The organism is Bacteroidia bacterium, assembly GCA_040880525.1.
Lineage (GTDB): Bacteria > Bacteroidota > Bacteroidia > CAILMK01 > JBBDIG01 > JBBDIG01.
On record JBBDIG010000050.1, the window covers coordinates 50,913 to 74,016 of the forward strand.

Here is a 23,104-nt window from a genome sequence, read left to right on the forward strand (position 1 = left end):
GCCGCATCTCTTCTACCTGAGCAGCGTAACGGTCCCTCTGAGGATGTGATCTTGGGCGTCATATCCCACTCCTTTTACCACGTAGATGTAAACGCCCTGGTTTGCGGGTATACCGTTATAGCTACCATCCCAGCCTTCTTTCCAGTCATTGGTTTCGAATACCTTTTGGCCCCATCGGTCGTAGATCGTCATGCGGTATTCTTTGAGTTTTTGGGGAGTGAGGCGGTGAATGGAGATGGGATGAACGTAGAATACATCATTGATCCGGTCCTCGTTGGGGCTGAATGCTGAAGGAACAAAAAGGCTGGAGGGATAAATGGTGCAGGCCAGGTTGGAGACGGAGGTATCGGCATTGGCTGAATTTTCCACGGCTTTCACGCGATAGCACCAGTCCGCCTCAATATGGCGATGAAGGCCAGTATCGATGAAGGTGGTGGTAGCACCGTCCACCGTTCCGATGGATTGGAAGCTGCCGTTGGGCTGCATGAGTTGCACGATATATTGATCTATCCCTGCTGCCCATTCCTGGTAAGGATTCCACTTAAGTTCCACCTGGTACACCTCGTTGTTAATGATCCCGGCCTGAAGGTAAATGGTGGTGGCTTCATTGCTCAATGGAGAAACGTATCCGCAGGCATCTTCCACCGAGATCCGGTACCGGTACGGTTCGAGGTTCACCTTTGCTTTGTAGTCAGAAAACGATGTGTTGGGGGTTTCATCGAAATCATTTTCCCATCCGTATCGGCTGGTGTAGCGGTCAATAATGTATCGCTGAATATTTTTTTGAGTTCCGGCTTCCCAGGAGATGAAGGAGGAAAAGCTGTCGGCTACGGTAGCCACAAAGAGTTCAAGGGGCTCTTCCTGGTATAGATAGGGCGCGCGGTTGCAGGCATAGTTGCTGCCGGAGGCCAGTCCGCTGGGGCTTATGGCCTGCACAAAGTAGCAATAGGTGGTGTCGCACAAGTTCTCGTCCAGGTAAGATCTTTCCGTACCGGGAACGGTATCAATAAGCTGGTAGGGTTCATTCCCGATGGTCCTGAAAATTTCATATCGCACTACGTTGCTCCAGCCTTTGTAAGGGCTCCAGCTCAGCAGATTTTGAGAAGGTCCCTGTGAGTAGGCGTTGAGTACTACTGTGCAATGATCTCCTGAGATCTCAGAAAGATTACCACAATCATCGGCTACCTGCATAGCATAACAATATGATTTGGTATGTGGGTTTGTGTTTGAGGAATCAGTAAAGCGTGTTTCGTTAATGTCATCAGTTAAATGATGGGGATTTGTGGCATCAATGGAGCGCATGATGCGGTACTGGCCGAAGTCATCAAGGGAAGATTGATCCCACACCACTTCCACATGATTACTGCTTCCGTCTGTGGTGGAATTTTTTTGCACAGATACGTAGAGGAGGTCATTCACGGGAGGTGCGGCAGTATCTTTCACGCGCACCAAGCCGGGCATAATGATAGTGTCGGGGCATCCGTATTCGTCCATTACCGCCAGGGTTACGTCATAAGATCCGGGGTTGAAGTAATGATAAGGATCAGGATTTCGTACGGAAGCGGTATCATCACCGGTATCAGGATCGCCAAAATTCCAGGCAAAGCTGGTGAGGCGGTATGGGCTGTAGCTTTGGTCCTGGAAACTCACGCTGTCGCCAGAGCAAATGAGGGTATCAGAATAAAGGAAGTTGGCAACGGGGCTTTCGCGAACGTCCATCAGCCTGGGGTGGGCCACGCGGTGAGTGCAGCCATAGGCGTTTTCCACTTCGAGGGCTACGGTATAGAGTCCGTGGCTAAAGGGGTGGAGCGGGTTGGCCACGGTGGCATCTACCGAGCCGTCATTATCAAAATCCCAGCGGTAGGTCAAATTTCCGGGAGGTCCGGTAAACTTCACCCTGAGCGGTTCGCAGCCAGCCGTGGTATCCCATGAAAAGGAAGCATCAGGATTGGGAAAAATAATAATGGTATCGCGGAAAGGCACCGAACAACCGGCAGCATTTTTTACCGTCAGGGTAGGGAAAAAGATCATGGAATCGAGTCCGCTGCTGTAGTTAAAGCGGTAAGTATGCGGAGGGAGTTGATTTTCCACGGGCACGGAGCCATCACCATAATCCAGAGTGAAATCAATAAATCCCTGGCTTTCATTGGTAAAATGTACGAGAAGGGAATCGCAACCCTTGTTCTGGTTCACAGAAAACCGGGGTTCGGGAGCGGGTAAAATGGTAATAAAATCCTTTATGGTAATGCTGTCTTCACATCCTCCTTTGCCTGTAATATAAAGCGTTACATCTACATTCCCAGTGTCAGAATAAGTAAAAACCGGATCCGGGCCGGAAGAATCAATCACACCGTCTCCGTCCAAATCCCATTGCCAGTCAATAGCCGCAATGCTGCGGTCATGGAACTGAACCGTAAAGGGCGGACATCCGCTGGAAGAATCAGCCGTAAAATCAGGGATCGGGCGGGGATAGAGGAGAACGGTATCCGTGAAGGAAGCCGCACAGTTATTCGCATCCCTGGCAATGAGGGTAGGGAGAAAAATAGCAGAATCGGCCACACCCAGCGGCAGTTGATAGAGGTGTTTGTTGATGGTACCTGAATCCGGGAAAGAGCCATCCCCATAATCAAAAATAAAACTGGTGGTATTGATGCTCTGGTTTGTAAATGTTACCTCCAGTCGTTCGCAGGCAGAATCCTTATCCAGCGTAAAGTGGGGTTCGGGGCCTAATATTACTATATGCTGTGTTTTCATAACAGAATCGCGGCAGGTGTTGTCTTTGATTGCTACCAGACTGACGTCAAATCCGGATACATTATTAACCTCATAGGTGTGATGCGGATTTTCATTGGTGGTTTCCAGGAAAGTACCATCGCCAAAATCCCAAAGATATTTATCGGCATTTTCAGATTCAGAATTAAATTGTATGGATACGGGTGCGCAGTATTTTAAAGTATCTGATGTTGTAAATGCGGCCGTAGGTGCTGCCACGCATATATTTTCATACGATATAGTATCATAGCACATCACTCCATCAATTAATTTTCCCGTTACCAGAATAATCTCATAACAGGTGTCTTCATAAAAGATTACCTGGGGATTGGTATCGCTATCTGAAGGAAAAAAATCAGCGGAAGGAGGGTTAGTGGACCATTTCCAATGAGTTGGGCCGAGCGAAGAACTATCGGTAAGCTGAATAGGTGTATTCGCACAAAAAACCAGCTCCATCCGGAAGTTGGGTTTGGTACCAACGCATATACCTCCGGGTGGTGTAATGTTTTGCCCGCAGCCCATTTTATCCACTATCGCCAAAGTAGGACTATAGCACCCCGAAGCCTTTAAAAACATAGTAGCTTCAGTGCTGTCCGTCCGGTCGAAAGTGACATCCTCTTCAGGTGAAGCTGACCATTTAAAGCTGAGTGAATCGGCTGATGACGGGGGATATACCGCCCAAATCTCAGAACTTAACTCAATAGAGTCTCCTTTGCAGGCAAGCGTGCTGCTGACTGACACCTCAGCAGACACCCCATTGACAGTCAGGTAATTGAATCTTATGAATGTGTCAACACAGGTGGGGCTGTTTTTTACAATAAGCGTTACATGGTACTTTCCCGGCATTCTGGGAATGAAAACAGGATTGCGTTGCGAAAGGGTGCTTTTGGTACTACTGCTGTCGGCATGTTGTATGATCCATATATAATCATATTGATTCGAGGACGGTGCTTCAGGTATCGTAGAGTCTTGTAAATTAATTACGTCTTGCACACACACTACTGTATCCTGTGTCGCAAAATTTGCTTTGGGTTTTCCAATCCGGATAAATTCTTCATATAGTCTGGTATGACTGCAACCGTTAGTACTGGTAGCCGTGATCCGAACATCATACACGCCATTGTTGGTAAAAGTAAATGCCGTGTCCATTTTGTTAATCGGACCGATGGTGGAATTGGGGAGTAACGTTCCCGCAGAATCATAAAATTCCCACTTATAAAAGGTGATACCTGAAGGTTCAACAGATTCATTTTTGAAATGAACTGTAGCGGGGACCTCGCAGGGGAACCTGTCAGCAGAACTCAGTTGCGCCATTGGTGGCCGTATGTCAAGTACATTATCATACCTGACCCGGTTCAGGCAACCTTCTTCACTATATTTAAAGCTTACCGTCATTCTTTTACTGCCTGCTGTTGGGTGGCGGATTGTAAAAGAACTGGAAGTTTGATCTACCAATTCTGCATTCTGAAAATCCCAGCTAAAGTATCCGCGCCCGCCATTATTTGAGTTGCTGGTTACAATCACCTCTTCGCCCACGCAAACCGTATTTTTTGATACTACGAAGTAATCTTTAATGAAGTCCTGATACTCAATGGTATATTGGCATCCGGAGGTGGTGGTTACCGTAAGTTTTACTTTTTCTGAAAGCGTAGAAGAGAAGGGGTAATTAATGGTTGGGTTTGAAAGGGAAGAAGAACTAGGATTGCCTCCTGGAAATTCCCATTGATAGCTCTGAACGGTCTGGCCGTATGTGTTCAGGTCAGGCGTAAATGTCGCAGAAATGGTATTTCCATTTTTAACAGCATTCACACAAAAATCCACATCGAAGGTTTGGAATATTTTAACATAATCGGATTTTGAGAAAATACCGGTGCAGCCATTGGAATTGGTCACCTTAAGTGTCAGGGATTTATTTCCCAAAGAGTTGAAAAGGTGGGGGATTGTCTGCGACCCGTTGGGATGATAAAAGCCATCTATCGTCCATTCTCTGGAAACTACATTGGGTGTGGAATCGGTGAACATTACATTTCCCGGTCCGTCACAAAGAACCCTGGATGATGCGTGAACCTGTGGGCTGGGAGAGGGAAGGACAGTAATATATCCTGCTTTGATAACGGTATCGCAAAATGTGCCGTTGGGAAGTTTGACAAGCAATTTTATGGTATAGTTGCCGGGAGAGCTAAAGCTCCTGAATACAGAATCATTTCCGCTCAGGAATCCGTTACCAAAATCCCAGTAAAATTCGCTGCCTAACGGTGCGCCTGTAGCGATTATATTGATCAGGCCAGGAGTACATGCTATCCGGAGATCAGCATTAAAATCAATTGATGAACAATTGCTTTGACCGAAAGAAGAGTGAGAAACCAGTTGAAAAAGAAGGAAGGCCAATATCAAAGGCCATTTCATACCTGTCTTTTTCAATAAATTGAGATGCATTAATTTTTGTAATTATTGTTTCGATATATTTCTGCTTTTTGATCTTCCTTACAAATATCCTTATTTAAGCCAGGTTTTCCATAAGAACGGAAAATTAAGAGTATAACGTAATGTATCAGTTTACAGTTTCAGCAGGCTGTTTCCGGCATAAGTTTATCGCTGCTTTGCTTAATTCCTGAGCAGGCAGGTTTCCAATTATTTCCATTGGATCATAGCCGCATCTCTTCTACCTGAGCAGCGTAACGGTCCCTCTGAGGATGTGGTCTTGGGAGTCATATCCTACGCCTTTTACCACGTAGATGTAAACGCCCTGGTTTGCGGGTATACCGTTATAGCTACCATCCCAGCCTTCTTTCCAGTCATTGGTTTCGAATACCTTTTGGCCCCATCGGTCGTAGATCGTCATGCGGTATTCTTTGAGTTTTTGGGGAGTGAGGCGGTGAATGGAGATGGGATGAACGTAGAATACATCATTGATCCGGTCCTCGTTGGGGCTGAATGCTGAAGGAACAAAAAGGCTGGAGGGATAAATGGTGCAGGCCAGGTTGGAGACGGAGGTATCGGCATTGGCTGAATTTTCCACGGCTTTCACGCGATAGCACCAGTCCGCCTCAATATGGCGATGAAGGCCAGTATCGATGAAGGTGGTGGTAGCACCGTCCACCGTTCCGATGGATTGGAAGCTGCCGTTGGGCTGCATGAGTTGCACGATATATTGATCTATCCCTGCTGCCCATTCCTGGTAAGGATTCCACTTAAGTTCCACCTGGTACACCTCGTTGTTAATGATCCCGGCCTGAAGGTAAATGGTGGTGGCTTCATTGCTCAATGGAGAAACGTATCCGCAGGCATCTTCCACCGAGATCCGGTACCGGTACGGTTCGAGGTTCACCTTTGCTTTGTAGTCAGAAAACGATGTGTTGGGGGTTTCATCGAAATCATTTTCCCATCCGTATCGGCTGGTGTAGCGGTCAATAATGTATCGCTGAATATTTTTTTGAGTTCCGGCTTCCCAGGAGATGAAGGAGGAAAAGCTGTCGGCTACGGTAGCCACAAAGAGTTCAAGGGGCTCTTCCTGGTATAGATAGGGCGCGCGGTTGCAGGCATAGTTGCTGCCGGAGGCCAGTCCGCTGGGGCTTATGGCCTGCACAAAGTAGCAATAGGTGGTGTCGCACAAGTTCTCGTCCAGGTAAGATCTTTCCGTACCGGGAACGGTATCAATAAGCTGGTAGGGTTCATTCCCGATGGTCCTGAAAATTTCATATCGCACTACGTTGCTCCAGCCTTTGTAAGGGCTCCAGCTCAGCAGATTTTGAGAAGGTCCCTGTGAGTAGGCGTTGAGTACTACTGTGCAATGATCTCCTGAGATCTCAGAAAGATTACCACAATCATCGGCTACCTGCATAGCATAACAATATGATTTGGTATGTGGGTTTGTGTTTGAGGAATCAGTAAAGCGTGTTTCGTTAATGTCATCAGTTAAATGATGGGGATTTGTGGCATCAATGGAGCGCATGATGCGGTACTGGCCGAAGTCATCAAGGGAAGATTGATCCCACACCACTTCCACATGATTACTGCTTCCGTCTGTGGTGGAATTTTTTTGCACAGATACGTAGAGGAGGTCATTCACGGGAGGTGCGGCAGTATCTTTCACGCGCACCAAGCCGGGCATAATGATAGTGTCGGGGCATCCGTATTCGTCCATTACCGCCAGGGTTACGTCATAAGATCCGGGGTTGAAGTAATGATAAGGATCAGGATTTCGTACGGAAGCGGTATCATCACCGGTATCAGGATCGCCAAAATTCCAGGCAAAGCTGGTGAGGCGGTATGGGCTGTAGCTTTGGTCCTGGAAACTCACGCTGTCGCCAGAGCAAATGAGGGTATCAGAATAAAGGAAGTTGGCAACGGGGCTTTCGCGAACGTCCATCAGCCTGGGGTGGGCCACGCGGTGAGTGCAGCCATAGGCGTTTTCCACTTCGAGGGCTACGGTATAGAGTCCGTGGCTAAAGGGGTGGAGCGGGTTGGCCACGGTGGCATCTACCGAGCCGTCATTATCAAAATCCCAGCGGTAGGTCAAATTTCCGGGAGGTCCGGTAAACTTCACCCTGAGCGGTTCGCAGCCAGCCGTGGTATCCCATGAAAAGGAAGCATCAGGATTGGGAAAAATAATAATGGTATCGCGGAAAGGCACCGAACAACCGGCAGCATTTTTTACCGTCAGGGTAGGGAAAAAGATCATGGAATCGAGTCCGCTGCTGTAGTTAAAGCGGTAAGTATGCGGAGGGAGTTGATTTTCCACGGGCACGGAGCCATCACCATAATCCAGAGTGAAATCAATAAATCCCTGGCTTTCATTGGTAAAATGTACGAGAAGGGAATCGCAACCCTTGTTCTGGTTCACAGAAAACCGGGGTTCGGGAGCGGGTAAAATGGTAATAAAATCCTTTATGGTAATGCTGTCTTCACATCCTCCTTTGCCTGTAATATAAAGCGTTACATCTACATTCCCAGTGTCAGAATAAGTAAAAACCGGATCCGGGCCGGAAGAATCAATCACACCGTCTCCGTCCAAATCCCATTGCCAGTCAATAGCCGCAATGCTGCGGTCATGGAACTGAACCGTAAAGGGCGGACATCCGCTGGAAGAATCAGCCGTAAAATCAGGGATCGGGCGGGGATAGAGGAGAACGGTATCCGTGAAGGAAGCCGCACAGTTATTCGCATCCCTGGCAATGAGGGTAGGGAGAAAAATAGCAGAATCGGCCACACCCAGCGGCAGTTGATAGAGGTGTTTGTTGATGGTACCTGAATCCGGGAAAGAGCCATCCCCATAATCAAAAATAAAACTGGTGGTATTGATGCTCTGGTTTGTAAATGTTACCTCCAGTCGCTCGCAGGCAGAATCCTTATCCAGCGTAAAGTGGGGTTCGGGGCCAAGGATTACGATATGATCGGTCTTTATCATGGTGTCTTCACAACCAACATCATTGATCGCAATCATTTTAACGTCAAAGCCGGATACACTATTGAGCTCATAGGTGTGATGTGGATTTTCATTTGTCGTCTCCAGATAGGTACCATCGCCAAAATCCCAGAAATATTTATCAGCATTCTGAGCCTTTGAAATAAACTGGACCGACACGGGAGCACAGTATTTTAAGGTATCGGGAGTGACAAAATCAGCTTTGGGGGCGGAAACACAGATTTCCCTGATCAGCGTATCATAGCACATTACGCCATCTATTGGCTTGCCCGTAATCAGCCGGAATTTATAGCAGGTATCTTCATAAAAAACTACGATCGGATTGGTATCAGTAGCTGAAGGATAGAAATCTGCTGAGGGTGGGTCAGCAGACCAGTGCCATTCCGTGGGGTTCAATGTCGTAAGGTCGGTGATCTGGGCAGGTTCATTCGCGCAGGGGAAAGAGTCTATTTCAAAACCCGGAACTGTTCCTACGCAAACTCCACCAAGTTTGCGTATCTCAACTTCACATTCATTGTTATCGGTAATTGTCAGAGTAGTCGTATAGCAGGTAGGAAGCAGGTAGGACATGCTGGTAGCTGAACTGTCAGGGTGGCTGAATACCACTCCGGAATCAGGCAGTACAGACCAGTTGAACTTGAGCGAATCGCGGGAAGATAGCGGATAGACGCTCTTGATAGCAGCACTCAATTGCACATCCTCGTCCTTGCACACCATCGTCTTACTGTAGTTGATGTCCGCATCCACTCCTTTTATTTCCAGGTAATTATATTTCATCATGGTATCCACGCAACTCGTCCCGTTTTTCGTGATGAGCATTACATGATATTTCCCCGGTACCTGGGGCAGAAACTGGATGTTTCGGGCAGTAAATGTTTTTTTTATGCTGGAACTATCGGCATGTTGTACCACCCATTCAAACAGGTAAGGACTGGAAGCCGGGGCTTCTGGCTGCGTGGAATCAGTAAGGGTAATTCCTTCTTTGGTACAAGCCACCCTTTTATCAGCATAGAAATCGGCTTTCGGTTTACCGATTCGAATAAAATCCTCAAATCTTTTGGTATGGACACAACCATTGGAGCCTGTCACTTTAAGCTCAACATGATACACTCCTTTTTCAGGGATGGTAAATGCCGTGTCCATTTTGGGAATAGGGCCAATGGTTGTATTCGGAACCAACACCCCGGCAGAATCAAAAATTTTCCACTCATAAAAATTTATACCCGGTGCTTCAATAGATTCATTTTTAATACGCACCCGAGCGGGAATGTTGCATTGATGGCGATCAAGCGAGCTGATCTTTGCCATAGGCGGCAACACCTCGAACACATCCTCATACCGCACCTGGCTTCCGCAACATGTGCTACAATAGGAATAGTTGAGATCAATTCTTTTCTTGCCGGGCGATGAAGGTGCAATGGTATAGCTGGCAGGAGCAACATCTACCAATTCAGAATTATAAAAATTCCATCCTACTGAACGGTCTCCGCTCGCAAAGTCAAAAACGGTGAGCGTATCGCCCATGCATAGCACATTTTTCGAAACACCTAGAAAATTTTTGACATAATCTCCTTTTTCATGTGTGTACTCACAGCCACTTTGAGTGGTAATAGTAAGTTTAGCCTTTTCGGAAAGTGTGGAAGAGAAAGGATAAGTAATAGTGGGCCTTGCGGCAGAGGAGGATGACGGATTTCCGCCTGGAAATTCCCAAGAGTAACTGCTTACAGCCTGGCCTTTCAGGTCCGTATAGGGCGTAAAAGTGCCGGTCATGGTATTGCCGCTTTTTACCGCATTTAGGCAGAATTCCATACTAATCCCCTTAAATACTTTTATATAATCCGATTGAGAAAATATCCCTACGCAGTTATGAATATTCTTTACCTGTAGGGTTAAAGACTTATTACCCAACGAATTGAATGGGTGATTTATCATAGTTGCTCCATTGGGCATGTAGTATCCATCTATGGTCCATTCCCGTGAGATAACGTTTTCGGTTGAGTCCGTAAATGTTATAGTACCACCACCGTAGCAGAGCACTCTTTGCGAGGCATGTACTTTCGGGGAAGGGGAGGGAAGGATTGTGATGAAATTAGGTTTGATAATCGTGTCGCAGAAAGAACCGTCAGGGAGCTTCACGAGGAGCATGATAGTGTAGCTGCCAACACCATTAAAACTTTTGAACACGGTATCATTGCCATTCTGAAATCCGCTGCCATAGTTCCAGTAAAACTCGCTGCCGGAGGGAGCACCGGTAGTTGAGAAATTTATGAGGCCTGGCGCACAGGAAGTCTGAATATCAGAAGTGAAGTTGATGGAAGCACAACCTGTCTGCCCCAGGGAAAGGGACGTATGAAGTAGAAAAAGAGAAAATGCTGCAAAAAACAACCAGGTTTTCCCCTGAATTTGTGAAGTAAGAATGTACATAGAATTGGGTAAACCTATTTCGATATTTATTTTTTTGTTTCGAAGAATGCAGTACTAAAACACCGGATTGTAAGATCCGGTTTCATTTACGATCAAATATGAGGCTAAAATAACATAAAAGAAAGTGATAAATTGCGCCTAATTTTTAATTAGTCTAAATAAAGATAATATTTTCCTGATGCTATTGAACGAATTGAAGACGGGGCAGCGTGGGATTATTGAGGACGTGATTCATGAAGATGATGCACTGAAGCTACTCGAAATGGGATGCCTGCCCGGCCAGGAAGTAGTCGTTAAACTTGCTGCACCATTTGGTGGCCCGATGGCAATTTCTGTTGGGGAATATACTCTTTCTCTCAGGATTTCTGAGGCCCGTAAGGTAATGATTAAACTTATTGGTTAGTGGGAAAAATGTTGCGCGTGGTACTTGCCGGAAATCCCAATTCTGGTAAGACTTCGCTTTTTAATGCGCTTACCGGCCTGCGCCAAAAGGTCGCCAACTTTCCCGGAATTACGGTTGACAAAAAGATCGGGTTTACCACCCTTGAGGGATCTCAAAAGGCTCAGATCATTGATCTGCCCGGGGCCTACAGCCTGTTTCCTAAATCGCTCGATGAGGCGGTGCCTTTCGAGATTATTACCAATCCTGAGCACAAGGATTATCCTGACCAAATCGTATACATTGCCGATGCGTCTAACCTGAAGCGCAACATGATGTTTCTGACGCAAATTCTTGATCTGGGAATACCAACCATCCTTGTGCTGAACATGACGGACCAGGCGGAGAAACAGGGAATCCACATCAACGTGGAGAAGCTGGAAATGGAGCTTGGCGTAGAGATCGTTACGACAAACGCAAGAAAGCGTACAGGCATAGATAAGGTAAAAGAGGCCCTCACCCGCAATTCCGGTATTAACAGCAGGAAATTCTACTCTTTTGACGAGATCACTGCAAAGATGCTGGACGAAGTTGGTTCAAAGATCAATGTCAATGAGCCCTATCTCGCTTTTGTCCATTCTCATATTCCTGGCAATGAATCCATTATGCCGGTGCAGCTTAAAGCAGAGGTGGAGGATATCCTGGCCAAGTATAAAGTGGACAAAGGCAAGAACCGGAGAGAGGATGTGCTTTATCGCTACAAGCATATTGATCGCATTCTTTCCGAAAGCGTGAAGCGCAATGGCCGTGAGGAAGTGGAGAAGTTTTCATCAGGCCTTGATAAAGTGCTCACACACAAAATATTCGGTTATGTAATTTTCTTCATCATCCTTCTGCTCATATTCCAGGCGATTTTTTCATGGGCAACGTATCCGATGGACTGGATTGATGCCGGCTTTGGCTGGCTGGGTTCGGTTATTACCGCAGCATTGCCGGCAGGTTTCATCAGCGATCTGCTGGTGAACGGAATTTTAAGCGGTCTGAGCGGAGTCGTCATTTTCATTCCGCAGATAGCCATTCTCTATTTTTTCATAGCCATTATGGAAGACACCGGGTACTTGTCCCGTGTGTCTTTTTTGATGGACAATATAATGCGCAAGTTTGGGATGAGCGGCAAATCGCTGGTGCCCTTAATGAGCGGCACTGCCTGCGCTATCCCCGCCATAATGGCCACCAGAAATATCGAAAACTGGAGAGACCGGATGGTAACGCTGATGGTAACCCCCCTCATGAGTTGTTCGGCAAGGTTGCCTGTATACATTCTTCTTATCGGGCTGGTAATTCCTGAATCCAGCTTTTGGGGATTCGTCAGCATTCAGGCCATTTTCCTGATGGGCTTGTATGTTCTCGGATTCGTGGCTGCGATCTCGGCTGCCATCATTTTGAAATATACCCTGAAAACCGATCAAAAGAACTTCTTCATGTTAGAACTGCCCGTGTACCGGATGCCGAGGTGGAGCAATGTTCTTTTCACATCTTATGATCGCGCAAAATCTTTTGTGGTGGAAGCCGGTAAAATTATCATTGCCATTTCCATTGTGCTTTGGGTGCTGGCAACTTTTGGCCCTCCGGAAAAAATGGCTGACATTAACCGAAGATATTCTGAAACAACGGCCAACGGAGAGGACGGTGATATGCTAAGGAAAATGGAAGCGGAAAAATTGGAAGCAAGCTTTGCCGGGATGCTGGGCCAGGTTATCGAGCCGGTCATCCGTCCGCTGGGATATGACTGGAAAATTGGCATTGCTCTCATTACGTCTTTTGCGGCTCGCGAGGTATTTGTCGGCACTATGGCTACGATCTATGGTGTGGAACAGGGGGATGAAAGCGCAGGATTTTCGGGGCTGAAGGCCAAGCTACTGGCCGAAAAACATCCTGACACCGGTAAGCCGGTTTATACGCTCGCAACGGTTCTTTCGCTAATGATCTTTTACGCATTTGCCATGCAATGTATGAGTACGCTTGCAGTTACCAAAAAGGAAACGCGGAGTTGGAAATGGCCGGCCATTCAGTTTGTAGCCTTTACCGGGGCAGCTTACATCTTCAGCCTGATCATTTTCCAGGTATTCGGTTAGTTACTTTGCGATTCCCGTAGAAATTATTTTTAGTCATATTCTAAAAATCCAGGTAAAAACCTGCTTTTACCCCGAAGCGTTGCGCATCAGGATTGTCAAGATAGGTGAGGCGCTGATAGGCATGGATCTTAAAAAACCTGAAGATATTTTCAAAACCAAAACCTGCCTCAGCATAAGGGATGTTGCCGGAATAGGTTTCCAGTGGAGTTAATGCTCGTCCTTCTGCGTCAGTCTCCGGGAGCAATTCGCGATTCCGGTTGTTGAGTTCGCCATATCCAATTGAAAAGGTAGTCACAGTCCGCCATCCCAGCTTGCGGAACAGAGGAATCCGGTTAGAAAGGTTTCCATCAAAATGAAAAGAAATAAAGGCGCTCACGGATTGGTCGCTTGCAAATTCATTCAGCCGCACGAGATTAAATGCATTATCATTTATTATAAATGATTGGTTTCCACGTGCAAAATTCAGAAGCGGGTAGGGAAGCGGAGTAAAGACTTTTTTTCCTATAACTGAATATTCAAGTCTGCCAATTGAATAAAAACGGGCGCGCTGGGCTACCTGGGCGACTATTTTATCATAACTGAAATCACTGTTCAGTACATTTTCAAAACCATGTGTATATGCTATGGTAAGAGTTGGGATGGACCCTGTGCGGATATAGTAGCGGGTATTTCCGCTATGCAAAAAGAATTCATCCGGAGAAATCCTGGCCTGAATCGTTAATTCTGAGGTATTTAAATTCTTCTTTTTGGTTGAATCAGCCGGTATATTGTCCAAGTATGAAAAGACAAAATCCCCTTCAGGCCTCATATTCCGGTGCCGGGCGATGAGGTAGCCTGTAAAGCCACGGAAGTAATCACTTTCAAACCATGCTGTATGATCTGTGGTGAGAAAGAATTTTTCGAGGTTGGCGAATCGGTCTGATACAGGACGGAAATTATTGTTAGAGAAAAAGCGCTGGCCTGAACCGAGACCGAAAAGGTCATAATCACGTTGGATTCCGATCACCGTCCAGTCTTTTTTATTCAGGAAATATTGAAGCTGAAGATTGTGTTTAAAGCGCTCGTCCTTAGTGCCATACGCCAGATATCCTTTCAGCCGGAAGCTGGATTTCAATTTGTCTTTGGTGCGGAAGCCGAGTTGAAAGCGATTTCCTTCCACCAGGTTTTGGCTGTATCCTTCCAGCAGCGGCCCGAGAGCTATGGGCCCCATAGAAATGTAGCGGGTAACAGCGATTTCAGCGAGGCCCACCAAAAAGCGGCTGCCGTATGTGTCACTTTTTTTCTCAGGTTGCAGAAGTGTGCTGAGTTCGCAGGCACCTACTGAAGCCTGAAACTCCGGAACCATTTGTTGCGCTGAAGAATCCCCCAGTTCTATGCGCCTCCGGTAAAATGACTTGGGTTTCGGCTCTCCCAGCAGTATATTATTGTGCTGACTGCAAATCTCTGCCTGGGTGGCAATGGTCTTCAGGTATGGCCGCACCATCTTCAGAAATATGTTCATTCGTTCAGGGAAAAATATCACGCTGTCGCCATATTCCATAGGCTTATAATATTGATCCATCGTAAAATTCTCTACGAAATTGATCGCTGCCGCCTCGCCAAAACCTACTGAAACATGATTAAGTGCATAAGTAGCCGAATCAATATTAAGCTGGCCATAAAGGTCTCTACGCCATTTTCGTTTAGGCGTAAAATAAATTACATAATAGCTCCGGCCTTTTTCGCGAACCGTTTCTATAAAAGCATAATTATAATGTTTCAAAGCTTTTTCTGAGAGGGGAGAAAGAAAGAGCCTGTCGAACATGTCAAGATAATCATTGTAAAAATTGAAATCCATGAAAGTCTTGCCTGTGACCTGTCCAAGAAATTCTTTATTGAAGATGCCATGATCCTCAACATAATAGGAATGGACTTCCTCTTTTTTCAGGCGGGGATCTTTACGGTAATAGTAGGAACTGTGATTTTTAAAGTTGAATACCGGGATGAAGCGTTCGGAAGTATCTTGCTTAGCCTTGCTCAGGCGTTGCAATATTTTGCTGAATGGTTTCAGCAAAGATTCTTTCTGTAATGAGGCTGCTTTATCAATGTATACCATTTCGCTGGTGGTAATATCGAATTGCCAGCCCGGCAGGTTTTCATAATTATTGGACGGCCTGGCCTGGATGGCCCGGCTGATGATCGTATCAGGAGGGAAAGGAGGGGGCTGAAATACCAGAATCTCTGAAGAATCTGCCTGGGCGCTCAGCATCGCAGGGAGCAAAAGACAACACCAGGCGAAGGGCAGCCGTAAGTAACGGAGCATTTTTATATTAGATTCTCCTTCTGGAAATAAATAATAATATGATCCCGTATAAATTGTTCCTGCACGGAAGATTTCATATCGGGGATTGGCTTTACCTGTTCATAAACCGGCCATCCTTTCGCATCCTTGCCGGCCAGCGTAAAATAGCCTGACTCACTTACCACTCTGCAGAAAGCAATGTTCATCAGGTCCATTTTTTCTTCCTTCTTCAATTTTCCTTTAGAACGCCCGGTTTCGCGCAAGCCAACAAGAAAGAGCGCTGTTTTTACATCAGGCTCCTGATTGAACTGCGCACGGATGCGTTGCTGCACCTCTTCCCACTTGTGATCTTTATGTATTGTGATGCTCCCCATTTTTTCTATTCTTGAATTATTTAAACATTTTAAGGAAGGAAATGATACAGATTATTTTTCTGTTTTTTATTTAATGAATTTATAAAATCCATCCTTATGATCTGGTATGCGCTATTTTAAGCCAATGATCAGGTCACAATTATAGTCAGATTTTCTTACTCCCTTACCTTCTGGAGCAGTGTCCCATTTCCGACCCACATCATAAAGTATGGCAGCGAACCTGAATTTTGCTTAATGCAAAGGAGATATGGCCCGTCAAAATACCAGGTGCTCTTTCCCCGTGCCGGATTCGATTCCGCAGCGGTCCCTTTGTCAGCGGAAATGCTCATTTTCACTACTTGCTCTGCCTTGCTGATTACATTAAGATCCAGTTGTCCGGAACTGCCGGAAATCGCAAAATCGAGCATAGGGAAGATTAGTTCGTCATCTCCGTTAAAAGCTGCGGAGACATTTAACCTGTGGATGGAGTCAGCCTCTTCGAATATCTTTAACATCGAAACTGGCCGTGCGGATTTCACCAGCCACAATTCCTCATTGTGAGATAACGAAATAACTGCAGTTGCAATGAAAGGCCCCTGAGAAAGCCTAACCTGAGATGTTGAAGTATCGCCCGAAGGCAACCAGGAAATTCCATGAACATTTTCACCGGCAAAAGTTAATTGTGTCTTTTTGAAGATTTCCGGAAGAGTAACCTTTTTCAAGAGGTAAGTGAAAATGGTAAAGCCGGAGGCGGCAGTTTCAACTTCCACCGGGGGATGATTATGGAATTTAGCAGAGATGCGCTGGGTTACCGTGTCCTGCAAGGCTGATGGATCGTTGTCAACTGCAATCACGTAGTTAGCAGGATCTATCCGACTTTCGTTGTTGAGCCATTGCTGTCTTTCTGTATTTGCCACGCCCAGCATTTCTTCATGACCTGCAATGGCGAGGGGCAATGTCGCGCTGTATATGAGGGTATTCGTAAAATTAGCTTCAGAAGCCGGGTAGGAAATGATATCCACACCATTAGTCGTATCAGTATCAGCAAGGATAGTAGCGGTAAATGAACTTCGCTTGGAATAATAGTAAATCACGTACACCGAGAAAATGGCAACAATGAGAAGGCAAAGTACCGTCAGCGGTTTTCGAAGCTTCTGCTTTACTTCTTCGTCTTCGCTCATGCTTATCGTTCTTCCTGCTCTTTAATGCTCTCTGATTCCGTGACCTTCACCCTTCTCACGCGTTTTTTGTCTACGGATTCCACAGTGAATACGAATCCTTTTAAAGGAATTTGTTCCTGCAAGTCAGGAATTCGTCCGCTCATTTCAACCACTAGCCCGCCAATAGATTCTGCTTCTCCCTTCACTTTATCAAAAGCATCCTCTTCGAGGTTCATCACACGCGTCACATCCGTCAAAGAGGTTTTTCCATCAAATACATAATTGTGGTCGTCAATTTTATTGTAAAATATTTCTTCCTCATCGAATTCGTCATTGATCTCCCCAACTATTTCTTCCAAAACATCTTCCAATGTCACGATGCCTGAAGTGCCTCCATATTCATCTACCACAATTGCCAGGTGTACTTTTTTTTCCTGAAATTCCTTAAGCAGATCGTCTATCATTTTATTGTCGGGAACGAAATAAGGCTTGCGCACCAGTTTTACCCAATTTACTTCCTCCTTTTGATGAAGAAAAGGAATCAGGTCTTTGATGTAGAGTACACCTTCAATATGATCAATGTTTTCTTTGAAAACGGGCAGGCGTGAGTACCGATGCTCATTGATTTCCTTTACCAGTGCGTTAAATGAAGTATCAATATCATATGCAACAATATCTACGCGCGAAGTCATGATCTGCTTCACGGTAGTATTACCAAAGTTCACGATCCCGCGCAGGATCTTTTTCTCCTCCATTGTGGTCTGGTCGTCAGAGGTAATTTCGATGGCTTTGCGAAGTTCAAGCAGAGAAACATCGTGTCCTTTTTTCTCAATACGCCTTTCTATTATGCTGCTGTATTTCACCAGAATCCTGGAAACGGGATAGAATATCTTCACCAGAAAATTCATTGGCCGGGCCATGAAAGCTGCAAAGTTTGCATTGATCTGGTTGGCGTAAATCTTCGGAATTACCTCTCCGAGAAGTACCAGAATAAAGGTGACCGCACCAACATTTATGATAAATGAGAGCAGTTGACTATCTCCAAAATCAAACAATAATTCCGATATCATCGTGAAGAGGATGATGATGGCGATGTTGATGAAATTGTTGGAGATAAGAATTGTGGCCAGCAAAAGCCGTGGCCGCAACAATAAGTTGTGGATGGCCTGGTAGCGGCTGTTGTTACTTTTATCCAGGTCATTGAGTTGCTTTGGCTTCAGAGAAAAAAAGGCAGTCTCTGATCCTGAAACCAGCGCAGACGCAAGGATCAGGGATAAAAGCAAAAATATAAAGAGATAAAACCTGAGGGGGACAGGGTTGATCAGGATTTCTATCAGAAAGCTACTCTGTCGGTATAAATCGCCTTCTATATTTTCCAACTTAAGATTAATTTGTTAGACAAAATCAGAAAGGAAGATCATCCTCTTCTGAACCAGCGTCAGACGCTTCAGGGGTGGGACTTCCTGATTGCACAGAACTGCTGTAATTGTTGCCGCCTTGTCCATCACTTTCTCTTTTTTCAAAAGGAATAATATTATCTGTTAATATTTCAGTGATGTAGCGCTTGTTTCCATCTTTATCATCCCAGCTCCGGGAGCGGATTTTTCCTTCGATAAAGACTTTACTGCCCTTTTTTAACTGTTTCTCAGAAACATCTGCCATCCATCGCCAGGCCACTATATTATGCCATTCCGTTACTTCCTTTCTGTCTCCGGAGCGATCCTTATAGACTTCCGTAGTAGCTAAGGGAAATTGTGCTACTGATTGATCATTCACATGACGGATTTCAGGGTCTTTGCCTAAGTTGCCGATTAGCTGTACTTTGTTAATTGAATAAGCCATTTGTCTGGGTATTAAAGTTAAAAGAAATTTTTTGAGCGCTGAAATTACATTTTTTCTTTTAAAAAGTTCTGAATCAGCTTAGGCTGCGGATAATGGCCAATTTCATCTTCGGCAACCCAGATGATATCGCTCGAAGCCGGAATCTCAACCGGACCTTTTGCCTCATAAAAACGGGCTTGTATTCTTTGATGTGTCAATTGATGTATCAGGTTTTCAGAAGCTGCAAATTTAAAGGATTGGCCCATGAAATAATGCTTTAATGCTGCTTTGCGGATCATGCCGGGAGCAGGCAATTCTATGAGCGGCAAATCGTATAAGTTTTCCCAAATATCTTTTCCCTTCCGCTTTCGCAGCATAATGCGGTTTCCATTGCGCACAAGGAAATAGTGGAAATATCGCTCTTTGATGCTGCGGTTCTTCCCCTTTACCGGCAACTCCGTCTGCCTGCCGAATGAATATGCATGGCAATAGTTTTTTACCGGACAGTTGAGACAATCCGGGTTTCGGGGTTTGCAGATTAATGCACCAAGCTCCATCACTGCCTGGTTATGCAGGCCAGGCTGCTCCGGATTCAGAAGCGCCTGTGCCAGTTCCTTACAGCGCTTCCGGCCGAGCGGGCCGTCCACCGCCTCTTCCACGCCAAAAAGCCGGGCCAGGACCCTCAGCACGTTTCCATCCACCACGGCATGAGGCAGGCCGAAGGCTATACTGGCGATGGCCGAGGCAGTATAGTCTCCAACTCCGGGCAACGCGCGGAGCTCAGCATAGGATTCCGGAAATTGTCCATTGAAATTTTCCGATACTAATTTGGCTGCACGGTGAAGATTCCGGGCTCTTGTGTAATATCCCAGTCCCTGCCATAAAAGCAGCAATTGCTTTTCTGAAGCCGCAGCCAGCGAGAAGACGTCAGGAAATTCCTCAATAAACTTCTCATAATATGGTGTGCCCTGCGCTACCCGCGTTTGTTGCAGTATTATTTCTGACAGCCAGACCCGGTAAGCATTGGCATTCTCACGCCAGGGAAGGTTCCTGTTATTTTCTTTATACCATTCAGCAAGATTGTTTCGGAGGGGTGCGAGCATGGAGGCAAAATTATCTAAAATGAGAGTTGGGACTATAAGGCGGCCTCTTTTATCCGTGCCGCCATTTTCTTTCCCACTACCTTTTGCAGATCTTCAAGATTGGCCTCTTTTATTTTTTTGATGCTCTTAAAATGGGAGAGGAGCTTTTGGGCGGTAGCCTTTCCCACTCCGGGGATGTTCTCAAGGCCAGAGATGAGATTCTTCTTGATCCGCCTGCCCCGGTGGTGCGTAATAGCAAATCGGTGGGCCTCGTTACGGATATGCTGCATAGTACGCAGGCTCTCACTTTTCTTGTCAATCATCATCGGCAGCGGGTCCCCGGGTTTGTAGATTTCTTCGAGTTTTTTGGCAATTGCCCGTATTTCTATTTTATCCTGAAGTTCCAGTGCCCGGATGCTTTTCATCGCTGCGCTGAGCTGACCTTTGCCGCCATCAATGATGACGAGTTGTGGCAAGGGTTGCTCTTCTTCTTTCAATCTGCGGTATCGCCTCATCACCACCTCGCTCATAGAGGCATAATCATCAGGGCCTTCCACGCTGCGGATATTATAGTGCCGGTAGTCTTTCTTGCTGGGTCGTGCGTTTCTGAAGCAAACCATACTGGCTACAGGTTCGCTGCCCTGCATATTGCTGTTATCAAAACATTCCATGTGATAGGGTGTACGTTCCAGCCGAAGGTCTTCCTTAATGCGCGCTAATACCCGTTCATAAGGTTTTATGCCCTGGTTCTCTTCCTTTTGTTTCATTTTCTCTTTGAAGAAAAAGAAGGCGTTTTTCTTTGAAAGGTCGAGCAGGTGCTTCTTGTCGCCAGCTTTTGGAACTGTGAATTTCAGGTCCTGATACTGGAATCTGAGAGGGAAGGGGACAATGATCTCGCGGGAGGTGCTGTTGTATTTTTCCCGTATTTCTGTTATTGCCAGGAGCAGGATGTCCCGGTCTTCCTCCTCCAGCTTTTTCCTGTATTCCAGCGTATCTGTCTGTATCACCGTCCCATTCACCACTTTCAGAAAGTTGACAACGGCCAGCTTGTCATCAGAATGGATGGAGAATATGTCTACATTATGGATCCGCGTATTGGCTACCAGGCTTTTATTCTGAAAATCCACCAGCTTTTCCAGCTTGAACTTATATCGCTGGGCATCTTCAAAGCGCATTTCGGCAGCGGCCTTTTCCATCATCGTTCTCAGGTGGCGGATCACTGCCTGGCTGTTGCCTTTCAGGATTTCCCGGATGTGGCCGATATTGGTGTTGTAGTCCTCCTCAGTTTGTAATCCCTCGCATGGCCCTTTGCAAAGCTTGATGTGATAATCGAGGCATACTTTGAACTTACCTGCTTCAATATTCGCATCAGTGAGCGCATAATTGCAACTGCGCAGAGGGAAAAGCTTCCGGATCAGATCCAGCGTAATATTCATGCGGCTTACCGAAGCATAGGGACCAAAATAATCGGAGCCATCTTTTACAACGAGCCTTGTGGAAATAATGCGGGGGAACCGTTCATTTTTTATACATAAAAACGGATACGTTTTGTCATCGCGCAGGTTAACGTTGTAGCGCGGTTGCAATTTCTTGATCAGGCTGTTTTCCAGCAGCAGTGCATCAAACTCGTTGTTGACGATGGTGTATTCCACGTTCCTGATCTTATCCACCATCACCTTAGTACGGCCACTGTGGCCTCTTTTGGAAGTAAAATATGTAGATACGCGCTTTTTCAGATTCTTCGCCTTGCCAATATAAAGCAACCGGTTTTGAGAATCATAATATTTATAGATGCCAGGCTTGGGTGGCAAGTGCCGGATCTGCTCTTTTACGCTGGTGGAAGTTGGGCTGGTTTCAGACATAGTGCTTCCGGACTGCGGCTACTTTAATGCCATTTGCACAGGAATAAATGATGTATGGTGGCATTCAGTTTTTAAATTAAAATTGATATTGAACTTCTGGCTTCACCGGGTTCTTTTTATAATAAAATTCTAAAATATTTAAGTATGAAAATCCTCTATGTATTTCCCCATCCGGATGATGAGAGCTTTGGCCCTGCTGCAGCGATTGCGAAACAGGTGAGGCAGGGACATGATGTGTACTTGCTGACATTGACAAAAGGAGGCGCCACTAAGCAGCGCCATAAACTCGGACTGAGTGTGGAAGAGATGGGGGAAGTACGCTACAAGGAAATGCTGTGCGTAGAGAAGGTTTTGGGGCTGAAAGGCATGACAGTGCTGGATCTGCCTGACGGTGGCCTGGCTGAAATGGATCCGAGAGAAATTGAAAAAGTGGTGCATGATCAAATAGAAGAGTTGCAGCCGGAAATTGTAGTGAGCTATGCAGTTTATGGCGTTTCAGGATTTTATGACCACCTCGTGATGCACGCGGTGATCAAACGCGTTTATCTGGAAATGAAGGATAATGGTGTACAATATCTGAAACGGCTTGCCTTTTTCGGACTGGGCGAAAGCAACAAGGCCGGAGATGCAGACAGCCCGTTCCAACTCAAAAGATCGGAGCCGGCCCTGATTGACTGCATCGTGGAGATCTCAGAGGCAGACGTGGAGAAAATGTGCCAGGCGCTGGATTGCTACGAGAGCTACAAGGAGGTGATTGAAAAAACCGGGGTGAAAAACGCGGTAACCGACAAGGTGTATTTCGAGATATTTGGAGAAGACTATATGCCGGAACTGAAAGATTTAACCGACTTCCCCACTGCTACAGGTTGACTTCTGCAGCTTTAATTTTCGGGGCGTAAATCCACATTCCAGAAAATGGCAAGCTGCAGATATGGTTTGGTGCCGGTACTTGTTGTTTGCAGCAGATATCCAGCATGTCCTGCAATGTCTTTAGTAAACTGATAGCCTGTGGCCCCGTAAAGTCTGTTCCTGTCAAAAGGATTATCAGTTATATTAAGAAACACTTCATTATAAAAGCTCAAAAAGAGCGTATTGGGTAATAATTGTTTATTTGAAATTGGAATGGTTACCCGGTAAAAATATCGAATGCGATCCAGGTAAAGCGTTGGTTTTCTTTTTAGCCAGCGCTGTTCCAGCCTGTATCTGTGCTCCATGCGGATATTCCTGAGTTCGTGCCGGATGTAGAACTGCTCCCATATCCGGTGTTCAATAAAGTTGACACCGGATTTCCCACGGGCTGTTTGATGGTTAGAAATGAAGCCATATCCTGAAGAAAGCATAGCATTGTTATCTATATTTTGACTAACGTCAAACCTCATCATTGCAAATCAGGCAGTTACAATTCCGAGA

At 45.9% G+C, this 23,104-nt stretch carries 13 protein-coding genes; 3 read left to right on the forward strand and 10 right to left on the reverse strand.

The features are described from left to right. Positions 1-12 precede the first annotated feature (12 nt). Positions 13-5,178: a PKD domain-containing protein gene (locus tag WD077_14185; GenBank protein MEX0968380.1), complete on the reverse strand. Its 5,166-nt coding sequence runs from the start codon at positions 5,176-5,178 to the stop codon at positions 13-15. A 256-nt stretch (positions 5,179-5,434) separates the two neighbouring features. Beyond that, complete coding sequence (locus tag WD077_14190) at positions 5,435-10,621, reverse strand: PKD domain-containing protein (protein MEX0968381.1); 5,187 nt, start codon at positions 10,619-10,621, stop codon at positions 5,435-5,437. A gap of 178 nt (positions 10,622-10,799) precedes the next feature. Here WD077_14190 and WD077_14195 point away from each other — a divergent pair, with 178 nt between their 5' ends. Beyond that, a complete protein-coding gene (locus WD077_14195; GenBank protein MEX0968382.1) occupies positions 10,800-11,024 on the forward strand; it encodes a FeoA family protein in 225 nt (74 codons plus the stop codon). A gap of 8 nt (positions 11,025-11,032) precedes the next feature. Beyond that, positions 11,033-13,135 (forward strand): ferrous iron transport protein B, encoded by a 2,103-nt coding sequence (feoB, locus tag WD077_14200; protein MEX0968383.1) that lies wholly within the window; start codon positions 11,033-11,035, stop codon positions 13,133-13,135. 40 nt (positions 13,136-13,175) lie between these two features. Here the strand turns inward: feoB and WD077_14205 are convergent, their stop codons facing one another. The 7 genes from WD077_14205 to uvrC form a co-directional block, all read right to left on the reverse strand. After that, on the reverse strand, positions 13,176-15,437 hold the full coding sequence (locus WD077_14205) for a DUF5686 family protein (protein ID MEX0968384.1): 2,262 nt from the start codon (positions 15,435-15,437) through the stop codon (positions 13,176-13,178). A 2-nt stretch (positions 15,438-15,439) separates the two neighbouring features. Then, a complete protein-coding gene (locus tag WD077_14210) occupies positions 15,440-15,790 on the reverse strand; it encodes a hypothetical protein (GenBank protein ID MEX0968385.1) in 351 nt (116 codons plus the stop codon). A gap of 155 nt (positions 15,791-15,945) precedes the next feature. After that, a complete protein-coding gene (locus WD077_14215; protein MEX0968386.1) occupies positions 15,946-16,950 on the reverse strand; it encodes a hypothetical protein in 1,005 nt (334 codons plus the stop codon). A gap of 2 nt (positions 16,951-16,952) precedes the next feature. Next, the gene (gldE, locus tag WD077_14220) at positions 16,953-18,308 is read right to left on the reverse strand and encodes a gliding motility-associated protein GldE (GenBank protein MEX0968387.1); all 1,356 of its coding nucleotides are present in this window, start codon (positions 18,306-18,308) and stop codon (positions 16,953-16,955) included. 25 nt (positions 18,309-18,333) lie between these two features. Beyond that, the gene (gene ssb, locus WD077_14225; GenBank protein ID MEX0968388.1) at positions 18,334-18,771 is read right to left on the reverse strand and encodes a single-stranded DNA-binding protein; all 438 of its coding nucleotides are present in this window, start codon (positions 18,769-18,771) and stop codon (positions 18,334-18,336) included. A 44-nt stretch (positions 18,772-18,815) separates the two neighbouring features. Then, complete coding sequence (gene mutY, locus WD077_14230; protein MEX0968389.1) at positions 18,816-19,853, reverse strand: A/G-specific adenine glycosylase; 1,038 nt, start codon at positions 19,851-19,853, stop codon at positions 18,816-18,818. 32 nt (positions 19,854-19,885) lie between these two features. Further along, positions 19,886-21,694 (reverse strand): excinuclease ABC subunit UvrC, encoded by a 1,809-nt coding sequence (uvrC, locus tag WD077_14235; GenBank protein MEX0968390.1) that lies wholly within the window; start codon positions 21,692-21,694, stop codon positions 19,886-19,888. A gap of 144 nt (positions 21,695-21,838) precedes the next feature. On the opposite strand from uvrC, the gene WD077_14240 reads away from it, so the two are divergent. Further along, entirely contained in the window at positions 21,839-22,564 is a 726-nt protein-coding gene (locus tag WD077_14240) for a PIG-L family deacetylase (protein ID MEX0968391.1), read from the forward strand. 11 nt (positions 22,565-22,575) lie between these two features. On the opposite strand, the gene WD077_14245 is transcribed toward WD077_14240, so the two are convergent. Beyond that, a complete protein-coding gene (locus WD077_14245) occupies positions 22,576-23,076 on the reverse strand; it encodes a DUF2490 domain-containing protein (GenBank protein ID MEX0968392.1) in 501 nt (166 codons plus the stop codon). Positions 23,077-23,104 lie beyond the last annotated feature (28 nt).

What these genes read in the sequence shown, in the direction of transcription:
- ssb (MEX0968388.1), bottom strand. Translation starts at nt 18,771, where the DNA reads ATGGCTTATTCAATTAACAAAGTACAGCTAATCGGCAACTTAGGCAAA.
- WD077_14245 (MEX0968392.1), bottom strand. Translation starts at nt 23,076, where the DNA reads ATGATGAGGTTTGACGTTAGTCAAAATATAGATAACAATGCTATGCTT.
- WD077_14190 (MEX0968381.1), bottom strand. Translation starts at nt 10,621, where the DNA reads ATGTACATTCTTACTTCACAAATTCAGGGGAAAACCTGGTTGTTTTTT.
- WD077_14185 (MEX0968380.1), bottom strand. Translation starts at nt 5,178, where the DNA reads ATGAAATGGCCTTTGATATTGGCCTTCCTTCTTTTTCAACTGGTTTCT.
- WD077_14210 (MEX0968385.1), bottom strand. Translation starts at nt 15,790, where the DNA reads ATGGGGAGCATCACAATACATAAAGATCACAAGTGGGAAGAGGTGCAG.
- mutY (MEX0968389.1), bottom strand. Translation starts at nt 19,853, where the DNA reads ATGCTCGCACCCCTCCGAAACAATCTTGCTGAATGGTATAAAGAAAAT.
- feoB (MEX0968383.1), top strand. Translation starts at nt 11,033, where the DNA reads ATGTTGCGCGTGGTACTTGCCGGAAATCCCAATTCTGGTAAGACTTCG.
- WD077_14240 (MEX0968391.1), top strand. Translation starts at nt 21,839, where the DNA reads ATGAAAATCCTCTATGTATTTCCCCATCCGGATGATGAGAGCTTTGGC.
- WD077_14215 (MEX0968386.1), bottom strand. Translation starts at nt 16,950, where the DNA reads ATGAGCGAAGACGAAGAAGTAAAGCAGAAGCTTCGAAAACCGCTGACG.
- WD077_14205 (MEX0968384.1), bottom strand. Translation starts at nt 15,437, where the DNA reads ATGCTCCGTTACTTACGGCTGCCCTTCGCCTGGTGTTGTCTTTTGCTC.
- WD077_14195 (MEX0968382.1), top strand. Translation starts at nt 10,800, where the DNA reads ATGCTATTGAACGAATTGAAGACGGGGCAGCGTGGGATTATTGAGGAC.
- uvrC (MEX0968390.1), bottom strand. Translation starts at nt 21,694, where the DNA reads ATGTCTGAAACCAGCCCAACTTCCACCAGCGTAAAAGAGCAGATCCGG.